Genomic DNA, 25,957 nt, shown 5'->3' with positions numbered 1-25,957 from the left:
GTCAAGGGGTTTAGGTTAAAACTTGATCAGATTGTCAACTTGTCAACCTGAAAAAACTTTCAATGCAAAGGGGCTAAATTTAGCTTTTTCAAAAATGCAAACACTAAGGCTAAGTTTTTGGTGTTTTCAAAAGCAGGTCCGCCATGCCCAGCCCCGCGTAATTGGACATAAATCACCTTATCTTTACCCAGCACATTTTGCAGAGCCTTTGCAAAAAGCACGCTCTGCTGTGTGGGCACAATGGGGTCTTTAGAGCCGTTCATGATAAAAAAGGGGGGTGTGTTTTTAGAGATGTAGCTGGTGGGGTTGGCAAACTCCACTAGATAAGGGATTTTGGTGATCGCAACACCCATGTATAGGGACTCTGCGGAGTTGGGAGCATTGACGGGGTGTTTTCTGTGGGATGGTTGCCCGCCCTGTTTGAATTGTGCGTCCATCACTTTAAAATCTATGGGGCCATAAAAATCCACGACCGCCTGCACCTGACTTGTTTGGTTGGCATCACCCATTGTCAAGTCTTCTAGCTCGGGGTGGAGTGCCGTTGTGCCTAACATAGAAGCTAAATTACCCCCAGCAGAATCTCCCCATGCGATGATTTTATCGGGGTCTAGGTGGTATTGCTTGGCGTGGGCTTTAATGAAGCGCACGGCGGCTTTGAGATCATAAATGGCAGCGGGGAATGTGGCTTCTTTGGAAAGGCGGTAATTGGTGCTCACCACAGCGTAGCCATACTTTAGGGCGTGCATTTGGGGATTAACCTCTCCTGTGGCTTTGTCTCCAAAGGCAAACCCACCCCCATGGATAGCGAAGATCACAGGGTAGGGGGCTTTGCCCACTTTAGGCAAGTAAATGTCTAACTTTTGGGCTTTTGACTTTGTGGCGTAAGCGATGTCTAGGTATTTTTGGCGGGCATCTTGCGTGTGGATGGGGTGCATTTTGCCCCTTAAGGGGGGTGGCATTTCATCTATAACATTTTGTGTATTATCTAGGTCTTTTGCAAGGGTAAGCGTGGCCAACACCATTAATCCAAAGACTTGCCCCGTCTTGATAGGTGTGGGGTGTAGATGTCGTCCTCTTTTGTGAAGTCTAGGGCGTGTAGGGTTTGTACTCGTGTCTTTGGTGATCATGGTGTGCCTTTAGCTAAAAACGACATTGTAGCGGATTTTTGGGGGTTTTAAGAAAATCTAGGGGATTTAGAGTGTCTTAATGCCTAAGCCAAGAGAGCCTTGAGTCCCTCCTCAAGACAATGAAGTTTTGAAGAGTTTTTCCCCATTACTCCTGATCTTGAGTAGATACCGAGCGCAAGAGATCGATGTGTGTGGATAGGTCTTTGGCAACATGTTGTTTAACACCTCATTTTATATCCCCACCATCTTTCAAAAACTCTTCTTTAGGCACCGCATTCAAGACTTTCACTAACTCTACAAAGTCGTATAAAAAATTTTCTTGGAGTTGTTTGAAATTCCGGTATTCGTTGTCATGTTTAGTGTCGTACTCACCATTCTTAAAAATCTTAAATAATGTTCTGAAAGCTACACATTCTTCCGGTGTATATGGGCTGTTAGCACATCCAATGCGTAAATAAAAAGTGTGGATTTTCCAGCCGTAGCCTAGCCAAATATAAATTCCCGCTCTTTGTTTAAGTGAGAGACCATTGACATACTCATCGCCCAAAATGTCTTGACGCGTAAAACAAATCGCTGGCCAATCCCGCTGGTAGAAACTGACATAGCTTGTATAGTTAAGATTTAAATTTTCTAGCCACCGATCCCATCCTTCTTTAAGGGGCTTAAAAATGAGGTTACGGGATGTCTGCCGATTTTTCTTCTCTGTATCCGCATGTTCAATTTCTACAAATCTTTGCAACAACTCTTTTTGTCCCATAGCAAAGCCTTTAACTAAAGAATGAGAAACTATTTTAACAAAAATCCTAAGACTAGTAGAAAAAGTCGAGAGATTTTAAAAGTGTCTCTTTAACACCTAAGCAAGAGAGCCTTGAGCCTTGTCCTTAAGACAACGAAGTCTTAAAGGGTTTCTCTAAGAAAGGAGGTGATCCAACCGCAAGTTCACCTATTAAGCTATTCTTAAGCTATTCTTTAATTTTCTTACTTTAGAATCGCCTTTATTTCTATAAAAAAGGATCGCCATGTCTAACTTCGCTAGTTTTGTGCGGGGGGGGTAACTCTCTCTAATTCTCTTGCTTTTTTAGCCCTCATTCTTGGGGGCTCTTATGAAAATCTTTAAATCATGTCCTATTGTGCTGGGTGGGTGTTTATTAGCCCCTATGCTAAGTGGGTGCTTGGGGGGGTTGTTGGGGAATTCACAACCCCAAGAAACGCCCAATCAAATTTTGCAAAAAAAACGCCAAGAGAGAGAGCAAGCTAGGGAGGCTGAGGGGGCTAAACAACGACAGACACGAGCACGCATGTCGCGATTTGGAGTTGAGCCGCCCACAGAAAGGACAGCAGAGGCTCTTTTAAAATACGCCATCCAAGTCTATCAAAACATGATTAAAAATGATTGGCGTGATCCCATGGGTTCTTTGCATAGTCCGCTAGACATTCTAAATCTATTTGAGGATGCTGCCAAAGCAGGCAGTGCGGAGGCGTATCGCTATATGGGGATGATGTATCTTGGTGGACACAATCGCGTAGGGCAAAGCTATAAACAAGCACTAGAGTACTTCCAAATTGCTGTAGAAAAGGGGAGCGTGGAGGCTCTTGTGAATTTAGGGCAAATGTATTTACTTGGTCCAGGAGGTTCGTGGGGAGGAGGGGGTGTGCCTAAAGACTCTGCTAAAGCGATAGAATACTTTCAAAAGGCGGCAAGTAAGGGGAGTGCACTAGGTTACTTTGAAGCGGCCACAATGTATTTAAACGGGCAGGGTGTTCCTAAAAATTTAGCTAAAGCTAGAGAATACTTCCAAAAGGCGGGCTGATAAGGGTTTGCCTGTAGCTCTTAATGTCGTGGGTAAAATGTATGCCAATGCCCAAGGTGTCCCCAAAGACCTAGCCAAAGCTAGAGAATACTTCCAAAAGGCGGCTGATGGGAAAGATGGCAATGCTTGTGCTTATTTGGGAGAGATGTATCTTAATGGAGAGGGTGTGGCTAAAGACTATAAAAAAGCCTTAGAGTATCTTGAAGGTGGGAGGGGCGCAACAGATAAGGGGGTGGCTGGTAGGGCTTATTGGAATTTAGCGACCATCTATGCAAAGGGCTTAGGGGTGCTGGTAGATAAAAACCAGGCTACAGAATACAGCAAACAAGCTTGCGATGAAGGCTATGAGCAAGCCTGCACGCTTTTAAGCAAATGAACAACGGGAGCCAAGAGATGAAAAAAGACTACCTAGACATTGTCCTAGCCGTGCTCAAAGAGGCAAAAGCCCCCGTGTCCATCCATGCGCTTTATAGCAGGGCACAGGAACTTTACAGCGCGGGCAAGATTAGCCAGATGTTTAGCACAGCAGAAGATGGGACTTATTACCCCGTGTGGTTGGCTTTAAAGAACAAAGAAGACTTGCCCTTTGTGCAGGTTTCACAACGCCCTATCACTATTGCCTTAAAAGAATATGCGCTCAATGCAAAGAGCTCAACCCCGGCTTATGGCAGGATAGAAACCCACCACGAACGCCTATTACACCCTTTGCTAGCCCACTTTGCTTACACCAAATGGGGCGCACACACCAAGACCATCTACCACGAAAAAGCCTTAAAGGGCACAAAGGGTAAAAACTCTTGGCTTTATCCGGACATGGTGGGGGCAAGCTTACCTACCAAAACTTTGAGCCCACCTTGCGCCAATTTGTAGAAAACTTTGGCAATTTGCCCTTGAAACTCTTTTCTTTTGAGCTCAAAAAGGAGATGGATTTAAGCCATTGCAGAGAATATTACTTCCAAGCCATTAGCAATAGTTCTTGGGCGCATGAGGGTTACCTAGTGGTGGAGAAAATCAACACACAAGATAGCGATTTAATGGACTTGCTCAAACGCTTGCACACCAGCTTTGGCATTGGCGTTGTCTTGCTCAATGTGCAAGACATGCAAAAAAGCCAGGTGTTGTTAAACGCCAAATTTAAAGAAAATTTAGATCACGCCATGTTAGGCGAATTGTCCCAAAACAGCCCCGATTTTAAAGACTTCTTAAAGACTTCTTAAAACGCTTTGACTCTCTATCACGAGGCGATCAAGGCGCACATGAGTGAGCAAACCAACTTCCAAGTCTTTGATAGCGTACTAGACAAAGCGGCATTGCAAAGTTATATAGAATTAGAGATTTTGGGGCAAATGCCTAAAGAGGCTTAGGAGAAAGCTATGCAAATTAGCCATGTGGAGCAAAAGGGCACTAAGGTTTATGCCTACGATGAAAATGGTGAAGAGCTTTTTAAAAAATCCGGAGAGTGCATTTTCTTTGTGAATAATTATGCGCTCGTCAGGCGGGGGAATAAAGTATGCAAACTCGACTCATATGGCTATGTTTTAGATGCTAATTTTATTTTAATAATCGGCGGTGTAAGGCACAACGATACCGAAGTCAGTGTTTATGATGAAGAGGATAACGAACTCTTTAGAAAACCCGGGGAATATTTGAGTCGCACAGGAGATAGTGTACGCATCAAACAAGGGGATAAGATAAGCGTATTCAACCCTTACGGTGTTTTGATTAGGACCGAAACACCTAGCACTGAAAAACCCATGGGTTGTCTAGGGTGGTTTATGCTTGTGCTTATTGGGCTGGCGGTCATTGTTTTCATTGCTTATTGCTCTGTAAAACAACATACCAGCAACCAAACTACAAGCCGTGTTTTCACCAAAGATTACAGCCACCGGCAACAAGCCTTTCACGATGCGATGGGGCTTTTTACAGAGCAAGAATACAAAAAAGCCCTAGAGCATTTTATTTGGCTCGCTCAAATCAAATACCGCCCTGCTTTTAGCTCTTATATGGCTGGGCAATGCGCCTATAAAGAAGAACACTACAAAGAGGCTAGTGAATCACCCACCCGCTAAAGACGGGTGGGCTTCTTGCTTCAACGATCCATAACTAGCAGTATCCAGTATGTAGCCATACTTGGTTACAGCCCCGTTAGCGGAATCTCCACAAGCGTAACTTCGGGTAATCCCTACCCTAGTTTTATCTACCTTGATAGCGTGTCGCTCATCTAGCATTCCCAAAGCATAGTTTCTGATATTGATGCTAGCGTTTAGGTCTCTGTGGTGGTATGTTTGACAACAAGGGCAGATAAAATTTCTAATAGGCAGTGGCTTTTTACCTGTGTTGCTCCCACAGGTCGAGCAGATTTGAGAGCTAGGGAAGTATTGGTCAATTTTGATAAGGGTTTTACCCTTCCAACCAGCCTTATATTCTAATAGACTAATGAGCCTAGACCAGCTGGCATTGGCAATGCTCTTAGCTAGTTTGTGGTTTTTGACCAAATTCCTAACTTTCAAGGTTTCTACTGCTATCAAATCGTATTGATTGGTTATCTCATTACTGATTTTATGTAGGTAGTCCTCTCTGCTATTCCTGATAGAAGCGTGGATTTGTGCCACTTTCTTGGCTTGTTTTTTTCTATTACTAGAACCTTTTAGTTTCTTAGACAATCTCCTTTGCGCTTTAGTGAGTTTGGTTTGTAGATTCTGAAAAAACTTTTTATAGGGATAGAGCACGCCACTACTGGCTATCACTAAAGACTCTAAACCCATATCTAAACCCACAGCTTTTTTGATAGTTGTGGGTTTAGGTTCAGGCTCATTATCCTCATAGCTTATAGAGAGATAGTATTTATCTGCTACGCAAGAGATAAACCCCTGTTTGACGATAGAGTTTGTAGGCAAATGCCTATGAAACTTGGCTTTAATAGCTTCTTTGAATTTGGGTAGCTTGACTTGGTTGTTGCCTAAATCCATCTCTAAGTGTTGCGGGACACAGAAAGACTGCTTCGCATGCTTTTAGATTTGAATCTAGGATAATCTGCCAGCTTAGAGAAAAACCTATCAAAGGCTGTTGTCAGCTGTCTTAGTGCCATTTGCAAGCTTTGAGAGTTGCATTCACTTAGGTAAGCGTAAGCCTCTTGTTTTTTGAGAGTAGTGAGCGCCTTTTGCATGCTAAAGTAATTTTCTCTAATGCCTTGTGCGTATTGCTTTTGGCGGTATGCTAAAAAGTAGTTATAGACCACCCTAGCACAGCCAAAGTGCTTGTGTATCAAGGTTTTTTGCTCTATGGTGGGATAAATTCTAAACTTTATTGCTTTAAGCAATTTCTTACGCCTTAACTTTACATCATTATAACATAATTTTATAAAATATTTTTGAGGTAGAGCTATGAAAGAAAACCATTACAAACTCAAAGGCTATTTGTCCACAAACAGGAGCAAACATAATCTAAAAGCCCATTTGATTTTAGTGTGTAAATACAGAAAAAAGTTGCTCGTAGGAGATGTGGCTATTTTTATAAAGTCTGTGCTTGAAGAGATAGAGGAAAGTTCAGATTTTATCATCATAGCAATGGAGACAGATAAAGATCATCTACACCTGATGATTCAATATATCCCTAGGGTGTCTATCAGTTCCATTATCTTGCGGATCAAGCAGATGACTACTTATAGAGTTTGGAGAGAACCAAGATTTATCCCGTTCTTACGCAAGCATTTTTGGAAAGAACAAAAATTTTGGACAGATGGATTTTTTGCCTGTTCCATAGGAGAAGCTAACCCAGAAACCATCAAAAGATACATAGAAAATCAAGGGTAGGGGGCATTCATCCCACCCGCTAAAGACGAGTGGGATTTCTGCCGGAGAGTCTTAAATTTTACCAGCAAAGCCTAAAAATCAAAGAGCAAGCCACCTACACAGCCATTTTATTAGAAAATCTAGCTAACTCTTATAAAGCCCTCAAAGATGAGAAAAATTATGCGCGCTACAGGCATCTTTTAGATCACTATCCCCAAAATGGGCAGGGCAAATAAGCCCACACTATTTGGCAACAAACCCACGCTAAACAGAAAACTCTATACGGATTACAGATTTATTAAAAAGAATACATCCTCTAACACCTAAGCAAGAGAGCCTTGAGCCTGCTCTAAGACAACGAAGTCTTAAAGGGTTTCTCTAAGAAAGGAGGTGATCCAACCGCAGGTTCACCTACGGTTACCTTGTTACGACTTCACCCCAGTCGCTGTGTGTGCCGTGGGCAGTAGCTGCTTTAGCATCCTGACTTAAGGCAAACACAACTCCCATGGTGTGACGGGCGGTGAGTACAAGACCCGGGAACGTATTCACCGCAACATGGCTGATTTGCGATTACTAGCGATTCCAGCTTCATGCAGGCGAGTTGCAGCCTACAATCCGAACTGAGAGGCGTTTTTAAGATTGGCTCAACCTCGCGGCATTGCATCTCTTTGTGCGCCCCATTGTAGCACGTGTGTAGCCCTAGGCGTAAGGGCCATGATGACTTGACGTCGTCCTCACCTTCCTCCTGCTTACGCAGGCAGTCTTCTTAGAGAGCTCAGCTTAACCTGTTAGCAACTAAGAAAGAGGGTTGCGCTCGTTGCGGGACTTAACCCAACATCTCACGACACGAGCTGACGACAGCCGTGCAGCACCTGTTTTCAGGGTCTAGCAAGCTAGACACTCCGCTATTTCTAGCAGATTCCTTCAATGTCAAGCCTAGGTAAGGTTCTTCGTGTATCTTCGAATTAAACCACATGCTCCACCGCTTGTGCGGGTCCCCGTCTATTCCTTTGAGTTTTAATCTTGCGACCCATCTCCCCAGGCGGGATGCTTAAGGCGTTAGCTGCATTACTGGGGGGACAAAGCCCCCAACAACTAGCATCCATCGTTTAGGGCGTGGACTACCAGGGTATCTAATCCTGTTTGCTCCCCACGCTTTCGTGCAATCAGCGTCAGTATTGTTCCAGCAGGTCGCCTTCGCAATGAGTATTCCTCTTGATCTCTACGGATTTTACCCCTACACCAAGAATTCCACCTACCTCTCCCACACTCCAGAGTTGTAGTTTCAAATGCAGTTCTATGGTTAAGCCATAGGATTTCACACCTGACTTACAACCCCGCCTACGCACTCTTTACGCCCAGTGATTCCGAGTAACGCTTGCACCCTCCGTATTACCGCGGCTGCTGGCACGGAGTTAGCCGGTGCTTATTCGTGAGATACCGTCATTATCTTCTCTCACAAAAGGAGTTTACAATCCTAAAACCTTCATCCTCCACGCGGCGTTGCTGCTTCAGGCTTGCGCCCATTGAGCAATATTCCCTACTGCTGCCTCCCGTAGGAGTCTGGACCGTGTCTCAGTTCCAGTGTGTCCGTTCACCCTCTCAGGCCGGATACCCGTCATTGCCTTGGTGGGCTCTTACCCCGCCAACAAGCTGATAGGACATAGACCAATCCTTTAGCGATGAATCTTTCCCCCATAGGGTGGTATTTGGTATTAATCACCATTTCTAGTGGCTATCCCAAACTAAAGGGCATGTCATCTATGCGTTACTCACCCGTGCGCCACTAATCCGCCTAGCAAGCTAGGCTTCATCGTTCGACTTGCATGTATTAGGCACGCCGCCAGCGTTCACTCTGAGCCAGGATCAAACTCTCCATAAAGTTAAGTTTATCCTAAACTGGCTCTGTGCTTGATAGATTTCTCTACAAGCACACAAGATTACTCTGTTATAGACAAGTTGTGTCAAAAACTAGAGTTCTTTAAAGCCAAAAACAAAATGCAAAAACAAATTTGGCTTCAAGACTCTCTTGCTTAAATGTCAAAGAACATTGCGCTTGCGTTTCAGCTTTTTAAGGGCTTTAACTTTGGCAAAACGCGATTATAGGATTTTAAAGCTTAAGGGGGGCTTAAGCGGAGGTTAAATCTCCAAATCATAACTGATCGAAGTCATCACATAGCTACGATCCTGTGTAGTGGGGGCAAATTTAGGGTTAGGCGCACCAAAGTAATCCACTTTATAGCCTCGATGCATCCTCACTTCATAGCCATTGAGGCGTAGCATTAGGTGGATGTGCTTGCCTAAGTTGTATTCACAAGTTACCCCCAAGCTCTGCGCATTAGCTCTAGGCGCAAAGGTGAGTTTGCCAAGCAAATACCAAGAGAAATCATGAAACTTGCCCCCCACTCTAGCGTGCAAAGTGAGGGCATTGGCATCGTAAAGGTTGGTGTAAGCGTCCTCATAGGGGGTGTCATCGGTTGTGTCAAAGGACACAGGCGAGCCATTCCAGCCCAGCTGGGCATTGGAGTTGCCAAAGTTTTTATACACACCCCAACCGATGTAGTAGTTTTTGTAATACAGCCTTTGGCGCACGAGTAAAGTCGCTGTGGCTGTACCGATTAAATTGCCCCGATAATAAGTCTTGGCTAGAGCGTGGCTATAAATGGGAAACCATGCATAGACATCGCTTTGGAGTTTAAACTGCCCCCGCTCAAATACAGCACTTAACTGCACACCCGGAGCGTTGAAGTTTTTAGGGTAAAACCAAAAGAAGGGCATGAGGGTGTAGTGTTTGGTGTTGTAAGCTAGGCTCACCGCGTGCATGCCGTAATTGACCCGTCTGCCATCGCTAAATTCATAGCTCACAGGGGCGTAGAAGTTGCGGATAAACTGGATATTAGCCAAACCCCGTCCATAAGTGCTAAACCATCTAAGCTTGAATTTGCCTAAATGCAAAAAGAGGGTAAAGCCTTGATTATAGCCACGCAAAAACAACGCTTCAGGGCTTAAATACCGCCCCGCCTTGATCCCAAAAATGTCTTTGTAGGTGTAGCTTAGATAGGCATTGTATAAAATGTAATTTTTGGCGTGCGACTCGTCCTCTTCGCGTGTATGCCGCCAAGGGGCGTTCATTAAATAGCCCTCCCAACGCCCCATATAATACCAGTTAGCTGGCTGGAGCACCCCGTTTTGATCTCTTAACCCCCTAGTGGAGTCGTAGGCAAGCCCGCCGATCTCCCCTCCAAGCCCCACTTCTAGTTTTTGATTCTCCACAGATTTAGGCAATAAATTAGCGTTTATTTCTAAAGCCCCAATGGTTGTTACATAACTGCCTGTGGGGTAAAGTCCTTTGTTTGTATTGATGGGGGCATTGTTAAAACCGATGCGTGAGAAAGAGCCGACACGCCCTGAGATTTTATAATCTAGAGCGCGCAACTGCGGGGCAAAAGGGGAGAGGAAAAAGGCACAAAAGGCTAGGACTTTTTGAATCAAGCAAAGCCCCCTTTGTGAGATTGTGTAAAAACTAGATTGTATAATAAAAGTCCTTAAAAATCGTAGCCCATGGAGGTCATCACATAGCTGCGATCTTGCGTGTTGGCTTGAAACTTAGGGTTATATCCTGCCGAAAAATAGCCCACTTTATAGCCCTTATGTATGCTAACATCGTAACCATTGATTTTCAACATTAAGTGGGTGTGCTTATTTAGGTCGTATCTTAAGGTCAGCATGAGGCTTTCGGAATTGGCCCTAGGTGATTGTATGATTTTGCCTAGTAGTTGCCACGAAAAGTTTTTTACCTTAAAGCCCAAATAGGAGAAAGCCGTAAGAGAGTTAGCATTATATAGATTGGAATAAGCCTTTGCATAGGGGGTGTTGTCTTTGGTGCCAAAGGGGACGGGCAAACCGGTCCAGCCGATACACGCGCTGGCGTTGCCAAAGTTTTTATACACCCCCCAGCCAAAGTTGTAATGGTTGGCAATGTCAAAATGCTGGTAAATCAATAGACTAGCCGTGTCTTCCCCAACCAATGCGCTTCTAAAATATCTGTGCGTCATATAGGAGTCATAAATGGGAAACCACGCATAAAAGTGGGTGTGGACTGTCCAATTGGCACGGGCTAATTTAAGGTCAAGCTGCAATCCCGGGGCAGTGTAAAGCTTGGGATAAAACCACACAAAGGGCATCACCGTGATGCGGTTGCGTTTGTAGTCGCGTCTATAGACAAAACTTAAAGATTGTAGACCGTAGTTAATGTGCTGGCCATCGGGGAATTTGTAGCTAATGGGAGCGTAGAAGTCGCGGATATACTGCAAATTAGCACGAGCCCGTCCGTAGGAGCTAAACCATTGCAAGCTCCAGTTGCCAAAGTGTAAAAAAAGTTGGACACCCTGATTATATCCACTTAGAAACAAGGCACGGCTACGGTAACGCCCAAGCTTAAAGCCAAAATGGTCTTTGTAGTTGTAATCCAAATACAAAGTGTGGAGCACGAAATCGCGCGTATGCATGTCGGTTTCATAGCGTGAGTGTTTCCAAGGGGCATCCATAAAATAGCCTTCCCAGCGTCCCATGTAATAATAGTTTGCCGGTAGAAAACCTTTTTCTAGCCCACTCGTGTCCGTTAGGGTTTGTGTCGAGTCGTAAGCCAAATCTCCGATCTCTGCCCCTATGGCGGCTTTTAGTTTGTGGTTTTCCACCCCTTTGGGCAAGAGATTCACGCTCATTTGCAAAGAAGCCACCAAAGTAACATAGCTGCCTGTGGGGTAAATGCCTTTTTTGGTGTTGATGGGGCTGTTGTTAAAGCCAATGCGCGAGAACGAGCCTGCAAGTCCAGAGATTTTATAATCTAGGGCGTGGGCAAGATCAAAGACACCAAAAAGTACCGCTACAAGCCGTTTCATAATCTTGTCATTTTAGCAACCGTTTTCACAAAATTCTAAGATTTGCCATGCTAGAATGCAGGCCACTTTTATTTTACCATAAGGAGTTTTGATGGGGTATTTAAGCCATTGATTTGTTTGGCTTTCTTAAGCCGTTTGGGTGCATATGTAGAAGTGGGGTATGCTGAGGGGCGGCGAGCACCTTTACACCCCGTGAAATTAACTGTGTTGAGCGTCAAGGCGTTGGCAAATGCAAAACGAAGGCAACAGCTTTTAGAAAAGCGGGCGGTGCAAGAGGCGCTTTTAGCGACCGAGCAAGCCCTCAAGCGTTTAGTCAACTTTAAGGCTTTAGACATCCGCTCCGGGCAGTACGATGGGTTTGTGGGTAAGTGCCAAAAGCATGTCAATATTTACTTCCCCATCAGCAACGCCTCTACGGAGTTGCAGAGTGATTACCATGTCAGTTTCCATTGGCGCTTTTAGGCGCTCTTGGTGATGATCCCTCCACCTAGCACGCAATCTTTTTCATAGACTGCTAGGGCTTGCCCTAGGGCGACTCCATAGACAGGCTCTGTAAAAGTGGCTTTGATGGTGTCGCCTTCTAGGTGTACCTTAGCTTTAGTGGGGGTGCTTCGGTAGCGCACTTTCACCAAATATATCCCCTCTTTGAAGGTTTTGGGCAAGGATTTGTTTTGCGCCTCTACTTTAAAGACCGCCAAATCTTGCTTTTTGCCCACAATGATCTCGTTTTTGCTTGCGTCAATGCCTACGACAAAATGCGGGGTGTGTGCGCCTTTCAAGCTAAAGCCTTTGCGCTTGCCGATGGTGTAGTGCATGTAGCCCTTGTGCGTGCCGACCACCTGCCCGCCCAAATCCCTAACCACGCCCTCACAATCCACTTTTAAATGTTCTTTGAGCGTGTCTATATAAGATTTTTCCACAAAGCAAATTTCTTGCGACTCTTTATAACTTTGCAAATCCCCTAAAAAGGGCATCGCTTCTAGAGCTTTGGGCTTGATCTCACTTTTGGACAAATCCCCTAGCGGAAAAACGAGCGCGTCTATCGCCCTTTGGGGCAGGGCGTATAAAAAATAGCTTTGATCCTTGCTCAAATCCGCGGCCTCTCTAATCCTTAGCACCCCTTGCACCTGCTCTAAACGGGCATAATGCCCCGTGGCGATTTTCTCACAGCCCCTACTTAGGGCAAAGTCTAGCCCTAGCCCAAATTTCATCAAGGGGTTACACAGAGCGCAAGGGTTTGGGGTTTGCCCGCTTTTATAGGCATCTATGAAAGCTTGATACACCTTCTCTTTAAACGCCTCTTGAAAATCCACGACCTCAAAGGGGATATTTAAAAACTCCGCGACAGCCTCACAATTTTTAATGTATTGGGCATGTTTTTCCTCTTTGCCGTGTAATTTTAAATACACCCCTAAAAGTTCATGCCCAGCCTCTTTTAAGAGATAGGCACTATAAGAGCTATCAACGCCCCCACTCATCAAAACAGCTATTTTCATTCATTCATCCTCATCTTTTGGTTTAGGCGGCGGGGGCGGCGGGGGCGGTGCTTTAAATGGCGGTCCTTTTTGCAACATTTCGGTCAAGTTGGCTGCTTTTTGCGGGTCCATTTTGGCCAGAATTTTACCCATGTCCTTTGCTTCAAGTTTGGATAAAATCGTGGCGGCTTGATCGATGGGCATGTCTTGCAAAATGGGGGCGGCTTTGGAGTCTTTCATTTTGGCATAGGTCGTGGCGACCTTAGAGCTGCTCGCCTCTTTGATCTCTTTTAAAAGTTCTTCATTTTGTGCAACCAATTTTTTTAGATCTTTTTCCTTTTGTGCCTGCAAGTCCTTAAACGCCTTTTGCTTTGCCTCAAATTCCTTCAAGCGCGCTTCTAGCGCCTCCTCTCGCTTGGCCACTTTGGCGTTGCGCTGATCTAAAAGGCTTTGGGTTTGTTCTTGTAAATTTTGTAAGGTCAGTGCCCGCTCTTGCAAGACTTGTAGCTGGTTATTGATCTCTGCCTTGCGGGATTCAAAAATCGCATTGCACTGCAAAAACTGCTTAGACGAAGGGTCTGCACCCTTTGGAGTTTTTAGACTAGGGAAGGGCTCGGGCGGATTTGCCCCATTGCTTTGGATGTGGCTGGTGTCCTGGCTGGTGTCGCCAAAGAGCAACCCTGCACAGATCATAAAAAGTCCTAGCCTACGCACGGCGTGCCTTTTGTTTTTGATAAAAGACTTCAGCCCCGATCGCATCCATTTGTTTTGCCTCTTCTTTTTCAAGCTTTTGTGCCATTTTACGGAGTTCTAAGGTGTATAAATACTGCAACTTCTCGTATTCAATGCACGCATTTTTATACAGCTCTTTTAAGTGGGTGTCTATGGCCTTAAGTTCGCTAATCTCTAGCCCCACTTGGTCTATGGCATATAGGTAGTTCTTTTTGAGGCTGTTGCACTGGGAAAACGCCGCCATGTTGGCTTGGGTGGGCACGCTTAGGGTGTTTAGATCACTCACCAAACCTTGTTGCTCCTCGTATTTGGCGTGGATTTTGGCAAGGTTGCTTGCAATGTCTGCCTCACAGCGTTGCATGGCTTGCTTTTTGACACGCACCAAAGCTTTAAAGGTTTTTAAGTTCATGGCAACAACACCATGTTTTCTCTTTGGGGGCTGGTAGACACAGCGCTGATCTTCACCCCGATAAGCTCTTGCAAGGCAAGTATGTATTCTTGCGCCTCTTTGGGCAGAGCATTAAAATCGCTCACCCCCGCGCTGTTTTTCCAGCCTTTAAAACGCTTGTAAATGGGCTTTGCCTCCTCTAGGCTGGGGCTCGCGTTTTCATAGCCCACACCCACCAAAATTTCCTTCAAGCCATCCAAGACATCGAGTTTCATCAAGGCAACCTCACTGCACCCATTTAAACGGCAAGCATAACGCACTGCAGCTGCGTCAAAATACCCACACCGCCTAGCCCTGTTTGTGGTTGTGCCGTATTCATGCCCCTTTTCTCTTAAATACGCCCCCACTTGTCCTAAATCCTCAGTGGGGAAGGGCCCTAAGCCCACGCGGGTGCAATACGCCTTAGCCACCCCGATGATTTTATCAATGTCCTTGACGCTAAGGCCACTCCCACTGCACGCCCCCGCCGCGATAGTGGTGGAGCTGGTAACAAAGGGGTAAGTGCCAAAGTCCACATCGAGCATGCTCCCCTGTGCGCCCTCTAGTAGGATTTTTTGCCCGTGATCTAGTGCCTCCCATAAAAGGGCTGTGGTGTCCGTGGTGTAGGGTAAAATCAAGGGGGCGTAGGTGTTTAAATAGTCCTCAAGGGCGTTGAGTGTGGGTAGGTCTGGGGTGTTGGCATGTGCACTCAAGTTGTGGGCGAGCTTGTCTTTTAAGAGTTTAGGCTCTCTTAAATCCCCCACTCTAAGCCCCACTCGTCCGACCTTGTCTTGATAAGCGGGGCCTATGCCCTTCTTGGTTGTGCCGATCGCGCTTTGTGTACTCTCGGTGTGTACATCTTGCATGGGGTGGTGGGGCAAGATCAAATGCGCCCGATCGCTCACAAACAACCGCCCCTTTAAATCCCCAAAAGGCTGCATTTCCTGCACCAAAGCATCCAAAGCCACCACCACACCATTGCCGATCACATTTTGACACTGCGGATACAACACACCCGAGGGGATCAAGTGCAGGGCGTGGGTCTTGCCCTTGGCCACGATCGTGTGCCCGGCGTTGTGCCCGCCTTGAAAACGCACCACAAAATCGTAATTGGGGGCCAGCCTGTCGACTAGCTTGCCCTTGCCCTCATCGCCCCACTGCACCCCCACAACTACATCAGCCATACGAACTCCTTTTTAGACAAAGAGCGAATGTACGCTCTCGTTGTGGTAAATCCTGCGGATCACTTCAGCAAACAAGGGCGCCACGCTCAAGGTGGTGATCTTGGCGTGCTTGCCCTTGTGGGGGATCGAGTTTGTCACCACGACCTCATCAAGCGCACTCTCTTGGATGCGTTTAATGGCGTTGCCACTGAGCACCGCATGCGTGCCGATCGCCATCACCGAGTGCGCCCCCCTCGCCTTGAGCATCGCCGCCGCTTTGCAAATAGTCCCGGCAGTGTCAATCATGTCATCGATCAAGATCACATCACGCTTGTTGACATCCCCGATGATGTTCATCACCTCCGCCTCGTTTGCCCGCTCACGGCGTTTATCCACAATGACTAAGTCTAGCCCTCCCATTTGGCTGGCAAAATACCTCGCCCGAGAAACGCCCCCAATGTCGGGGCTGGCGATGATGTGGTTTTTAAACGCCCTAGATAAAATGTAATCTTTAAAGACAATCGAGCCATAGAGATTGTCTACCGGAATGTTAAAAAATCCTTGTATTTGTCCGGCGTGCAGGTCCATCGTGATGATGCGATCGATCTGCACGGTCTGCATTAAATCCGCCACAAGCTTTGCACTGATGGGTACTCTAGGGGCGGCTTTGCGGTCCTGCCTAGCATAGCCAAAGTAGGGGATCACGGCGGTGATCGAGCTTGCACTGCTGCGCTTGAGCGCGTCCACCATGATCAAAAGTTCCATCAAGTTATCGTTCACCGGGGCGCAAGTGGGCTGGACGATGCACACATCGCGCCCCCGCACCGACTCGTTGATCTGCACATTGATTTCCCCATCGCTAAAATGCCCCAAGATGGCCTTAGACAAGCCCACATTTAAATGCCTTGCCACTTCCTTGCTAAAACTCGGGTGCGCACTCCCACTAAAGATTTTAAAACTGCGCGTTTTCATTTAAACTCCTGTAAAGTGATCCGCCGCTTTGGCTTTCAGCGTGGTGTAAATCGCCTCAAAATCCACCCCATAAACGCGGGTTTGGGCGGTGGTGGTCATGAAATTCGTGTCTTTGTTAAAACGGGGGACTAAATGCCCGTGCAAGTGGGGTGCGATGCCCGCCCCCCGCCTCTTTGATGTTAAAGCCCAAATTCACCCCCTGCGCCCCAAAGGCATAAAGTAATTGCACCCCCTCATACAGGCGTTTTTGTAGGTGCAACCACAGCTCTAGCCCTAGACCCTCTGGGCTGTCTTGGTGGGCGTGGGGGATGAGCATGAAATGCCCGGGGGTGTAGGGGTAGCGGTTCATCACCGCAAAGCAGTGTGCATCTCTAAAGAGCACATGGTTTTTTATGTCGTCCTTGGCATTTTGGCTAATGGCGCAAAAGACACAACCCGGTGCGTTTTCACCCGTCAAGTAGGGGCTGCGCCACGGGGCATATAAATGGTCCATCACACCTCCTTAAATGTAGTTAGGTGCATCGTTGGCAAAGAGGATCAAATCTTTGGCAAAGGTGATCGTTTGCAACACCTGCTCTAACTGGCTCTTGTCTTGTAAAAACACCTTTTGAGGGCGTTCTAGATGTTGTGTGAAAAGCTCGGCGTTGAGCTCGCCTGTCACCACCACAATGTCAAACACCTCTTCAATGGCTTGGGCTAGAGCGATGTTGGATTCCTCATCGCTTTCCACGAGACCGGGCGTCACGATCACCTTACGCCCGGGGTATAAGCTCGCCAAACGCACGCTCTCTAGCATGCCCTTTAAATTGCCATTGAAGCCATCGTCAATGATGAACTTGTCGTTTAAATGCAAGGGGTGTAGGCGGTGGGGCACGGGTTTGAGCTTAGACACGAGTCGCTGGAGTTGCTCTGTGGCAAGCTCAAAGTAACGCCCCACCAGCACTGCTAAGGCGATGTTATCCACGCTAAACGCCCCTAGGATTTTGGTTTCAAAGGGAATCCACGCATTGTCTAAAAAGAGCTCAAAGCTGGTCCCCTCTAAATTGGCATTCACCGCACGCACTTGTCCGGGATAGGGCTGGATTCGATTCTCGATCCCGCTGTAAAAAGGCTCTAGGGGGTTGTTTTCGTGGCAAAAGGCACGGATCAAACGGGGGGATTGCAAGAGCTCGGCTTTGGTTTCGTAGATCGTCTCGATGTTTTTAAAATACTCAATGTGCTGGTTTCCGATCTCGGTGATGATGGCGTAGTGGTGGGCTAGGAGTTTAGAGATCGCCTTGATATCGCCCTTTTGGCGCGCCCCGGCTTCGGCGATGTAAAGAGTTGCGCTCTCTTCTAGGTTGTTGTTGATGTCTTGGCTTAAGCCTAGGAGCGTGTTGACACTGCCTAGCGAGCTGTAAATGGTGTATTTGCCCTGCAACATTTGGTAGAGGTAGTTTTTCACGCTGGTTTTGCCAAAACTGCCCGTGATGGCGATGATGTGTAAATCTTTCATGCGCCTTAGTTTGTCCTTAGCGAGACGGACATAGCCACTGGAGATCAAGCTCTCAAGGGCTTTGTAGGCAATGTGCACGAGCACGATCAAGAAAAGATACATCCCAAAAAAGCTTTGGTTGTAAGCGTGGGCTAAAAGCGCATCCGTGGATAAAAAGAGCAACAAGAGGGCAAAAAAACGCCCCACACGGGGGGTGAAAACGAGGGGCTTGTCTAAATTGCCACGCCAAATGAGCAGAGCGGGCAACTGCACCGCCCCCACAAAGACCATAAAGGCCAAATCCCACCCTTTTAGCTGGGTCAGCACAAAAACCGCCAAGGGCAACAGGGCGTGGGTGAAGTGCCAGCGGCGTTTGTGGTGCTTGGTGAGCACCCGTATAAAGCTGTAATTATACCACTGTAATAAAGTGATCAAGTAGTAATTCAAACTCAAAATAAAGCCCCAAAGGGCCATCCATTTTAAGGTGTCTAGCATACTTCACCCCACTCTTTTAAACATTGTAAATATTCCCCCTCCACCTGTGCTCCCTGCTTGAGAAAAAAGTAATGATCCCCCTTTAAAACCACAAAGTGGTTGGTCGGCACCAAGGAGGCGATTTTTTGCCCGGCGTGTAGGGGCGTGGCTGTGTCCTCTTGCCCCCATAAAATCAAGGTCTTTTTAGCACAGGCTTTAAACTCGGGGCTAAAATCCTGTTGCACCGTGTATTTAAAGGTTTCATACATAGCCGGGTTCAAGTGGTCTGCGTCCTTGCCTTTGAGTAGGACAAGCATTTTTTTAAGCCCCACAGTCTTTAGGCATTTGGCAAGGTGGATTTTAAAGCGGGTCTTTAAAGACTTTTGCACCAAAATGCCGGCACTGCTGAGCAAAATAAGGTAAAGGCTTTGACACAGCAGGGCGACCTTGCCCCCGAAGCTGTGCCCCATCGCCGTGTCGATCTCTATGTGCAAAGAGCGGCAAAACGCATCCACGATTTGGGCGTAATCTAGAGGGGTTAAAAAGGTGTGATTGGGGCTTTTACCAAAGCCGGGCAGGTCTAGGTAGAAGTGGTTAAAGGCTTTAAAATGGGGCTTAAAAGCTAGTTGCATGATCTCTTTAGAGCTGCCCCAGCCATGCAAGATGAGGAGGTTTTTAGGGGCCTTGTTGTCGCAAAAATCGTAGGCGATTTCAAAATCTAACCCCTTGTAAAAGATGGTCCGTTTAGCCATTATTTGGCTTTTTGGATTTGGTTGATGTAGTTATAGGTGATGGGGATGGGGGTGGGCTTGGGCAGTTCTACATGCTCTAGGATGCGGGCGAAGTCTTCAAAGAGATAATGGGCGAGGCTGCCTGGAATCGGGTTGATCTCGTTTAAATAGACTTCATTGTCGATCACAAAGAAGTCGCAACGGATGATCGCTCCCACAAACAGCGGGTCGTAAAGGGCCTTAAACAAGGCACGCATTTTTTCCTCTAGGACCGGGCTAAGATCGGCTTTAGCCACCTTAGCCGTGCGTCCAAAGTCCAAATACTTTTGATCAAAGCTCAAAAAATCCTTCTTTTGGGGCTCTTCAATGGTGGAGAAAATAAATGTACTTTCACCCTTCTCTTGGATTTTGCACCCGGCAAGGTTGTACTCTTTCACCCCTTCTTTAAAGGGCTCGATCAAGACCTCGCTGTCAAACTCAAAGACCTCGTCTAAAACAAAGGCGGCTTCGCGATCTTCTTTAATCACCCCGATGCCAAGAGAACTGCCCAGACGGTTGGGCTTGACAATCAAGGGGTAATCCATAGCCTTTAGGGCGTTTTTGTCGTGGTGCTCTAAGAAAAGATAGGGCAGGGTGCAAACTCCCTTTTCTTTGGCAAGCATTTTGGTGAAGTGTTTGTTAAAACTAAGCACGCTTGCCTCCACTCTAGGGCCGATGAATTTCACGCTAAAGAAGTCCAAGAGCGAAGCGAGTTTGCCATCCTCACCATCTGCCCCGTGAATCAAATTGATGAGCATGTCAAAGGCGGTCTTTTTAGAACCGAGCAAGCCCTGCGTGTAAAAACCATGCATTTTTAAAGTGAGCTCGGGGCATTTTTTATACTGCCCACTGGAAAAAAGTTGCGAGCGCATGTCCTTTGGCTCGATCAAATAGAATTTATGCGCCCCATCTAAAAAGATAAAAGCCTTGATTTGTGTTCCCAACACCTCTTTAAGCGCGATCGCGCTCACAATGCTGATTTCGTGCTCAAAACTTTTACCGCCAAACAATAGCCCATACTCCACTTAAATCATCCTTGCAACAACGACCTAGAAAAGCCCCATTATACCCAAATCTCATAAAAATAAGCCCCTTAAACAGATATAAGGTTGTTTAGGGTACAATGGCAAGCTAAATTTTAAAACAGGTGCTAGGGTGTTTCTCAATAAAAATCAAGCTTCTTTTATGCTTTGGTGGACTAGGGGGTGTGTGTGCCTTCCATAGAAAATGCCAATGAAGCAAATCTCATCAACATAAATATTTCAAAAGCCCTCCACGAAGCCAAGAAAGTCTTAAGAGATAGGGGTGTACGCAACGCTTTGGAGTCCGAGTTGCTTTTAGCCCATGTGCTGGGCGTGGATCGGGTGTATTTACACATACACGCCCAAGAAGAATTAGACCCCTTTGCCTTCGAGCATTTCATGCACATGGTCAAAACCCGCGCCAAAGGCAAGCCCATTGAATACATCACCCATGAAGTGAGCTTTTATGGGCGGACCTTTTTTGTGGATGAGCGGGTGCTCATCCCTAGACCTGAAACTGAGATTTTAGTGAGTCAGGCCTCAAAACTGATTCAAGATTATGGCATTAGAAGCGTGGTAGAAGTGGGGATTGGCAGTGGGGTGATTTCTGTGAGTTTGGCGATGGCAAATCCTAAAATCTCCATTTTAGCCACAGACATTTCTATGGACGCTTTAGAAGTGGCAGGCATGAACATCAGCACCTTTAATTTACAAGAGCGTATTGAATTGTTCCAAACCTCTTTGCTCGAGGGTGTGAACATTAAAGCCCGCACTTTAGTGGTGAGCAACCCCCCCTATGTCCCCCTGGATTACCCCCTTGATGACTCGGTGCGCTACGAGCCAGAGATTGCGCTCTATGGAGGCGAGCATGGCGATGAGATTTTAAAGGTCTTGGTTGATGAAGCGGCCAACAAACGGGTGAAGTATTTGGCTTGTGAGATGGGCTACAACCACAAGGCATCCATGAGCGAGCATTTGGGTTTACAAAAGTACCACCCAAGCTTTTACACGGACTACGCCGGGCTGGATCGGGGCTTTGTCGCCACTAGACGAATCTAGTTGCGCTCTTTGTAATCCCCGTATTCAAAACGCTTTAAAAGCTTAAAGTTCTCCCCGTCTAACAGGCCTAAAGAGGGCAGGGCAATGCCGTTGAAAGTGTTGTTTTTTACAATGGTGTAGTGTAACATGTCCTCAAAGATCAAGCGATCGCCCACTTGCAAAGGGCTTTTAAAGTGATAAGGCCCGATAAAATCGCCTGCCAAACAACTAGAGCCACCTAACATCACCCCTCCCTGTGGGTCAATCTCCGCCCTCTCTATCCCCTCTTCATTGAGGTGCAAGACTTGGGGCGTGTAGGGCATTTCTAGGCAGTCTGGCATGTGGTTAGCAATGCTGATGTCTAAAATGGCAATGTCTTTTTCATTATGCACGATGTCTATGACGCTGGCAAGCAAAAAGCCCGTCTGCCAACCCACCGCTTCCCCGGGCTCTAAAAAAATGTCTTGGATGTGTGGATATCTGGCCCTAAAATCGTGGATGGTACTTTTAAGCACCTCCAAATCATAGCCCTCTTTGCTGATGTGTTGCCCGCCTCCAAAGTTCATCCACTCCATTGTCTCAATCGTGTCCCCAAAGTGTTTTTGGACATGCTTTAGGGTTTCTTGCAGAGCGGGCGCGTCTTGCTCGCAATGTGTGTGGAAGTGTAAGCCACTAATGCCCCCTAGCCCGTATGTTTGCACACCCTCAATAAAGGCGGTGGGGGTGATGCCAAGGCGGCTGTAGGGCGCACAGGGGTTGTAAATAGCGGGACGCACCTCGCTATAAAGAGGATTGATCCTTAAGCCCATTTTAATGGGGGATAGCCCCAAATTTTTAAGCTTTTGGTTTTTGAGTAAGATGGTGTCTTTGTAGCGTTGGTATTGGCTAAAAGAGTTAAAAATGATGTGCGAGGCGATGGGTAGGAGATGTTGCATATCACTCTCTTTAAAGCCGGGGCTAAAGACACAAATCTCCTTGCCGCTCTCCCTTGAGCCAAATTCCTCATACGCCAAAACCGCCTCATACACTCCACTCGCACAACACCCCCACAAGCTCGAGCGCACCCACTCAAAGCACCGCCAAAAGGCAAAGCCCTTTAGGGCTAACAAAATTTTGATTTGTGCCTCTTGTTGCACCCGCTCTAATAAGGCTAAATTCGCCTTGAGTTTGTTTAAATCTAGGACATAACAAGGCGATGGGATAGCGTTGTAGTCCATTAGGCGGGTCTAACCTGCATGAATTGTTTGATGATGCGCTCCACATCCAGAGGGTTAGACTTGGAGATGAAGTCATCGGCGTGTAAAGAGCGTGCCATTTCCTCATTGCTGCTCCCACTCATGGAGGAGTTGACCACAATGGGAATGTTGATCGTACGCTGGTCTAATTTCGCCCGTCTGATCACCTCAAACCCACTCGCCTCGGGCATTTCCAAGTCGGTGATGATTAAACCCACTTCCTCAACGGGGGTTTGGGGATCAAAGAGATAATCTAAAAGCTGTTTGCCATTGATGAAGTCTAAATGCTTGATGCCCAATTTATCTAGGATCACTTGCATGGTTTTTAAGACGCTGGGCGAGTCGTCTGCTAAAAGCACCATTTTATCGCTGTAAAGCTGGCTGAGCTGGTCTAATTCCTCGTGGCTCTCTTGCTCGATCCAAGGGAAGACATCCACGAGCATTTTTTCAATGTCCACGACTTGCACCAGCCGCCCATCAAAGTAGCGGGTGCGGCTGACTAATTTAGAGTTGCCCGTGTTGCCCCCCACACCCGCGCTTTGTTCGATCTCGGTCCATTTTTTATTGAGGATGCGGTCTGCCTCATAGATGCGCACTCCGATTGTCCAGCGCGAAAACTCGCAAATCATCACAATCTCATCCCCATTGTCCGCCTTTTCAATGCGGTAAGGGCGTAAATCCCGCTGCTTGTTTGCGCTGTCGTAATAAAACCACTTTTTCATGTCAATCAAGGGGATTGTAAGCTCCCTGATGATGATGAGTCCCTCCACTAAAGAATTAGGTTCGTGGCTGATGATGGTCAAGCTCCCATTGTACTTCACCACCTCACGGATCTTAAAGACATTGACGGCGTATAAATCCTTGTTCTTGCCCAGCCTAAAGCAGAGCAGTTGCAACTCATTGTTTTTATGCAGACTCGTGACTTGGTCGATGTGGGCTAAATTGTTAGGCATCCTCTTCCTTTAGCGTGCATTTGGTCTAATTATAACACAGCTAAACATTGAATCTAAAGTGCATCACATCGCCATCTTGCACGATGTAGTCCTTGCCCTCCACACGCAGTGCCCCCTTGGCTTTAGCCCCCGCCTCACCCCCATAGGCGATGAAATCTCGATAAGCGATCGTTTCGGCTTTAATGAAGCCCTTTTCAAAGTCTTTATGGATCACCCCGGCGGCTGTAGGCGCGCTAGAACCTTTGACGATCGTCCATGCCCTCACCTCTTTGACCCCAGCGGTGAAATAACTCATCAGCCCCAAAGCCTCAAAGCCTAGTCGAATGATTTGCTCTAGTCCGCTAGATTCCACGCCCAAACTTTGCAAAAACTCCAACGCCTCCAACTCCTCCATCCCCACAAGATCTTCTTCTAATTTGGCGCAGAGAGCCACAAACCCCGCCCCTCTAGCTGTGGCCAACTCTTGCACTTTTAGGGCGTGGTCGTTCAAGCTGCTGATGCACGCCTCATCCACATTTGCCACAAAAATCACTTTTTTTGCGCTCAAAAAACGCAATTCTTGGTTTAGGGCGAGAAACACGGGGTGCTCTCTGCCTTGAAAACTGCTCGCAGGTTTGAGCTCGTTTAAGTGGGTCAAAAGGGCATTGGCAACCTCTAGGCTGGCTTGGGCTTCTTTATTAGTTTTGGCAAGTTTACTTAATTTTTCTAGGCGTTTTTGTAAGGTTTGTATGTCGGCTAAGATCAATTCCACTTCTATGGTTTCCATGTCGCTTAAGGGATTGACCTCTCCGCTCACATGCGTGATGTCATCGTCCTCAAAACAGCGCACCACATGCAAAATCACCCCGCACTCTTTGACATGGGCTAAAAATTGGTTACCCAACCCCTCGCCCGCACTCGCCCCCTTAATTAAGCCCGCAATATCTACAAACTCCACGCTGGAGTGTTGGATTCTCTCAGGTTTGACAATGTCTGCCAAAGCCTTTAAGCGGGCATCGGGGACATCTACAACCGCCTTATTCGGGTCGATGGTGCAAAAAGGGTAGTTTGCACTTTGGGCGTTTGCGCTCTTGGTGAGCGCGTTGAATAAGCTAGACTTACCCACATTGGGCAAGCCCACAATGCCGATGGACAGCCCCATTTAAGCCAAAATATCCAAGACAAATTGCACGCACGCACGCACGCCGGCACCGCTCGCCCCCGCCACATTGACATCCCATTCTTTTTCAATGTAGGCAGGCCCGGCAATGTCGATGTGTAGCCATTTGTCCTTGTAGGCTTCACGGATAAACTCGTTTAAGAAAAGCCCGGCCGTTACAGCTCCGCCATAGCGTACGGGAGTGATGTTGGCGATGTCTGCCATTTTGGAGTCTAAGAGTTTGCGTAAGTGGCGGTTAAAAGGCAATTTTGCCACAAGTTCTCCACTCTTTAGGGCGGATTCTTCAAATTGCGTTTTTAACGCCTCATTATTGCCCATGATTCCACTGGTGTAAGAACCCAGCCCCACCACACAAGCTCCCGTGAGTGTGGCAAAATCCACGATCAAATCGGGCTCTAAATCCTGGGCAAAACTCAAGCAATCGACCAGCACTAAACGCCCCTCCGCGTCCGTGTTGCGTACCTCAATGCTCTTGCCCTCTTTGGAGATCAAAATGTCATCGGGGCGGTAAGAGTTGCCCGAAATCATGTTTTCTGCCAAGCCTAAAATGGCATGCACCTCCGCCTCAGCATGCAAATGGGCTAGGGCGTTGATGGTGGCGAGCACCGCACACGCCCCGCCTTTATCGGCTTTCATGGTGAGCATGTACTCAGCGGTTTTAATGCTAAGGCCGCCACAATCATAGGTCAAACCCTTGCCCACCAATACGATTTTTTTCTTGGCGTTTTTGGGCTTATAGACCAAATGCACGAGCCTAGGGGGGTTGGCAGAAGCCGCATTCACGGCCAAATAAGCGTTCATGCCTTTTTCTTTAAGGTAGTCCTCCCCGTGTATGAAGCACTCTAGCCCGTTCTTTTCGGCCAAATCTTTGGCTTTCTGGGCAACATAGGGGGCATTGGCAACATTGGGGGGGGTGTTTACCAAATCACGGGCGAGATTGACATGCTCAACCATGATCTTAGACTTGTCTAGGGCTTTTTGCAAGGATTTTAAATGTTGCTCACCGCCTAAAGCCACAAGGACTTCTTTTAAATGGACCTTGCTCTTCTTTTCCTTGTAAGTCTCAAATTCATACATGCCAAATTGCAAGCCAGCAAAAATCGCCTCCATCGTTTCCTCTAGGGCGTGTTTATGTACGCTGTGCTTGGCGGTGTAAAGCCCAATTTTCGCGCTTTTCACGCATTTTTTGAGCGTGTGCACGGCGTTAAACGCCGCTTCCCTGAATAAATGCACATCGCTTTGGGCCACGCCCACATACAGGGCTTGGTTTTTTTGATCCCAAAACACTCCCTCACCCTCGTAATTGTGGGTTTGCAACAAATGCGGGTCAAGTGCGGCACTCAAATCCTTCTCAATGAGAAAAATAATCGCAATATCCGCCTTAACCGCTTCAAAAGAAGCCTTCTCAAGCTTGAGTGAAAACATCTGCATCC

General features: G+C 47.0%; 25 protein-coding genes, 1 rRNA gene and 2 pseudogenes. 9 read left to right on the top strand and 19 right to left on the bottom strand.

Features of this window, described 5'->3' with window-relative positions; translation table 11 throughout:
* Positions 1-59 precede the first annotated feature (59 nt).
* Together K6J72_RS01295 and K6J72_RS01290 are read right to left on the bottom strand one after the other, a co-directional pair.
* Positions 60-935 carry an alpha/beta hydrolase gene (locus K6J72_RS01295; protein WP_260320615.1) on the bottom strand — a complete coding sequence of 292 codons (876 nt, stop codon included), beginning with the start codon at positions 933-935 and terminating at the stop codon, positions 60-62.
* Positions 936-1,353: 418 nt separating this feature from the next.
* Positions 1,354-1,884 carry a hypothetical protein gene (locus K6J72_RS01290; RefSeq protein ID WP_221279954.1) on the bottom strand — a complete coding sequence of 177 codons (531 nt, stop codon included), beginning with the start codon at positions 1,882-1,884 and terminating at the stop codon, positions 1,354-1,356.
* Between the two features lie 427 nt (positions 1,885-2,311).
* Here K6J72_RS01290 and K6J72_RS08195 point away from each other — a divergent pair, with 427 nt between their 5' ends.
* The 5 genes from K6J72_RS08195 (at position 2,312) to K6J72_RS01270 (ending at position 5,007) form a co-directional block, all read left to right on the top strand.
* On the top strand, positions 2,312-2,938 hold the full coding sequence (locus K6J72_RS08195; RefSeq protein WP_260320614.1) for a tetratricopeptide repeat protein: 627 nt from the start codon (positions 2,312-2,314) through the stop codon (positions 2,936-2,938).
* A 7-nt stretch (positions 2,939-2,945) separates the two neighbouring features.
* On the top strand, positions 2,946-3,314 hold the full coding sequence (locus tag K6J72_RS08190) for a tetratricopeptide repeat protein (RefSeq protein ID WP_260320613.1): 369 nt from the start codon (positions 2,946-2,948) through the stop codon (positions 3,312-3,314).
* Entirely contained in the window at positions 3,311-3,808 is a 498-nt protein-coding gene (locus K6J72_RS08185) for a hypothetical protein (RefSeq protein WP_260320612.1), read from the top strand. The genes K6J72_RS08190 and K6J72_RS08185 overlap by 4 nt, the downstream gene beginning before the upstream one ends.
* A complete protein-coding gene (locus K6J72_RS08180) occupies positions 3,793-4,155 on the top strand; it encodes a hypothetical protein (protein WP_260320611.1) in 363 nt (120 codons plus the stop codon). The genes K6J72_RS08185 and K6J72_RS08180 overlap by 16 nt, the downstream gene beginning before the upstream one ends.
* A 156-nt stretch (positions 4,156-4,311) precedes the next feature.
* The gene (locus K6J72_RS01270; protein WP_221279952.1) at positions 4,312-5,007 is read left to right on the top strand and encodes a hypothetical protein; all 696 of its coding nucleotides are present in this window, start codon (positions 4,312-4,314) and stop codon (positions 5,005-5,007) included.
* Here K6J72_RS01270 and K6J72_RS01265 read toward each other — a convergent pair.
* Positions 4,993-6,257: pseudogene (locus K6J72_RS01265) on the bottom strand (RNA-guided endonuclease InsQ/TnpB family protein). The gene K6J72_RS01270 and the pseudogene K6J72_RS01265 overlap by 15 nt on opposite strands.
* Before the next feature lie 64 nt (positions 6,258-6,321).
* Between K6J72_RS01265 and tnpA the strand changes: the two are divergent.
* Positions 6,322-6,750 carry an IS200/IS605 family transposase gene (tnpA, locus tag K6J72_RS01260; protein WP_034376438.1) on the top strand — a complete coding sequence of 143 codons (429 nt, stop codon included), beginning with the start codon at positions 6,322-6,324 and terminating at the stop codon, positions 6,748-6,750.
* Between the two features lie 29 nt (positions 6,751-6,779).
* Entirely contained in the window at positions 6,780-6,965 is a 186-nt protein-coding gene (locus K6J72_RS01255; protein ID WP_221279949.1) for a hypothetical protein, read from the top strand.
* A gap of 147 nt (positions 6,966-7,112) precedes the next feature.
* On the opposite strand, the gene K6J72_RS01250 is transcribed toward K6J72_RS01255, so the two are convergent.
* The 3 genes from K6J72_RS01250 to K6J72_RS01240 form a co-directional block, all read right to left on the bottom strand.
* A 16S ribosomal RNA gene (locus K6J72_RS01250) occupies positions 7,113-8,611 on the bottom strand.
* A 257-nt stretch (positions 8,612-8,868) separates the two neighbouring features.
* Complete coding sequence (locus K6J72_RS01245) at positions 8,869-10,218, bottom strand: outer membrane family protein (protein WP_221280999.1); 1,350 nt, start codon at positions 10,216-10,218, stop codon at positions 8,869-8,871.
* Positions 10,219-10,274: 56 nt separating this feature from the next.
* Positions 10,275-11,630 (bottom strand): outer membrane family protein, encoded by a 1,356-nt coding sequence (locus tag K6J72_RS01240; protein ID WP_221279947.1) that lies wholly within the window; start codon positions 11,628-11,630, stop codon positions 10,275-10,277.
* 108 nt (positions 11,631-11,738) lie between these two features.
* Here K6J72_RS01240 and K6J72_RS01235 point away from each other — a divergent pair, with 108 nt between their 5' ends.
* Complete coding sequence (locus tag K6J72_RS01235; RefSeq protein ID WP_221279946.1) at positions 11,739-12,092, top strand: hypothetical protein; 354 nt, start codon at positions 11,739-11,741, stop codon at positions 12,090-12,092.
* Here the strand turns inward: K6J72_RS01235 and mnmA are convergent.
* From mnmA to K6J72_RS01190, 9 genes and pseudogenes are all read right to left on the bottom strand, one after another.
* Positions 12,089-13,126 carry a tRNA 2-thiouridine(34) synthase MnmA gene (mnmA, locus tag K6J72_RS01230; protein WP_221279943.1) on the bottom strand — a complete coding sequence of 346 codons (1,038 nt, stop codon included), beginning with the start codon at positions 13,124-13,126 and terminating at the stop codon, positions 12,089-12,091. The genes K6J72_RS01235 and mnmA overlap by 4 nt on opposite strands.
* Positions 13,127-13,798 (bottom strand): MotE family protein, encoded by a 672-nt coding sequence (locus K6J72_RS01225; RefSeq protein ID WP_221279941.1) that lies wholly within the window; start codon positions 13,796-13,798, stop codon positions 13,127-13,129.
* 13 nt (positions 13,799-13,811) lie between these two features.
* A complete protein-coding gene (locus tag K6J72_RS01220; protein ID WP_221279939.1) occupies positions 13,812-14,246 on the bottom strand; it encodes a flagellar FliJ family protein in 435 nt (144 codons plus the stop codon).
* Complete coding sequence (locus K6J72_RS01215) at positions 14,243-15,448, bottom strand: adenylosuccinate synthase (RefSeq protein WP_221279937.1); 1,206 nt, start codon at positions 15,446-15,448, stop codon at positions 14,243-14,245. The genes K6J72_RS01220 and K6J72_RS01215 overlap by 4 nt, the downstream gene beginning before the upstream one ends.
* Before the next feature lie 12 nt (positions 15,449-15,460).
* Positions 15,461-16,399 carry a ribose-phosphate pyrophosphokinase gene (locus tag K6J72_RS01210; RefSeq protein ID WP_221279934.1) on the bottom strand — a complete coding sequence of 313 codons (939 nt, stop codon included), beginning with the start codon at positions 16,397-16,399 and terminating at the stop codon, positions 15,461-15,463.
* Positions 16,400-16,892: pseudogene (locus K6J72_RS01205) on the bottom strand (HIT family protein).
* Between the two features lie 9 nt (positions 16,893-16,901).
* Positions 16,902-18,368, bottom strand: a complete 1,467-nt coding sequence (locus tag K6J72_RS01200) for a Mur ligase family protein (RefSeq protein ID WP_221279932.1) — start codon at positions 18,366-18,368, stop codon at positions 16,902-16,904.
* A complete protein-coding gene (locus K6J72_RS01195) occupies positions 18,362-19,099 on the bottom strand; it encodes an EstV family lipase (protein WP_221279930.1) in 738 nt (245 codons plus the stop codon). Before K6J72_RS01195 ends, K6J72_RS01200 begins: the two co-directional genes overlap by 7 nt.
* Positions 19,099-20,142 carry a D-alanine--D-alanine ligase gene (locus K6J72_RS01190; protein WP_221279929.1) on the bottom strand — a complete coding sequence of 348 codons (1,044 nt, stop codon included), beginning with the start codon at positions 20,140-20,142 and terminating at the stop codon, positions 19,099-19,101. The genes K6J72_RS01195 and K6J72_RS01190 overlap by 1 nt, the downstream gene beginning before the upstream one ends.
* A 222-nt stretch (positions 20,143-20,364) precedes the next feature.
* On the opposite strand from K6J72_RS01190, the gene prmC reads away from it, so the two are divergent.
* Positions 20,365-21,198 (top strand): peptide chain release factor N(5)-glutamine methyltransferase, encoded by an 834-nt coding sequence (gene prmC / locus K6J72_RS01185; RefSeq protein ID WP_221280998.1) that lies wholly within the window; start codon positions 20,365-20,367, stop codon positions 21,196-21,198.
* Here the strand turns inward: prmC and nspC are convergent.
* From nspC to K6J72_RS01165, 4 genes are read right to left on the bottom strand one after another with little or no spacing between them, the layout of a single operon-like run.
* Entirely contained in the window at positions 21,195-22,394 is a 1,200-nt protein-coding gene (gene nspC, locus K6J72_RS01180) for a carboxynorspermidine decarboxylase (RefSeq protein ID WP_221279926.1), read from the bottom strand. The two genes, prmC and nspC, sit on opposite strands and share 4 nt — an antisense overlap.
* Positions 22,394-23,365 carry a chemotaxis protein gene (locus K6J72_RS01175; RefSeq protein WP_221279924.1) on the bottom strand — a complete coding sequence of 324 codons (972 nt, stop codon included), beginning with the start codon at positions 23,363-23,365 and terminating at the stop codon, positions 22,394-22,396. Before K6J72_RS01175 ends, nspC begins: the two co-directional genes overlap by 1 nt.
* Before the next feature lie 40 nt (positions 23,366-23,405).
* On the bottom strand, positions 23,406-24,506 hold the full coding sequence (gene ychF / locus K6J72_RS01170; protein WP_221279921.1) for a redox-regulated ATPase YchF: 1,101 nt from the start codon (positions 24,504-24,506) through the stop codon (positions 23,406-23,408).
* Entirely contained in the window at positions 24,507-25,949 is a 1,443-nt protein-coding gene (locus K6J72_RS01165) for a leucyl aminopeptidase (RefSeq protein WP_221279917.1), read from the bottom strand. It abuts the gene before it with no gap.
* Between the last annotated feature and the right edge of the window lie 8 nt (positions 25,950-25,957).

It is taken from the genome of Helicobacter sp. NHP19-003, assembly GCF_019703305.1.
Classification (GTDB): domain Bacteria; phylum Campylobacterota; class Campylobacteria; order Campylobacterales; family Helicobacteraceae; genus Helicobacter; species Helicobacter gastrocanis.
Note: the sequence above shows the minus strand (reverse complement) of the source record. Positions and strands in the feature narration are given on the sequence as shown.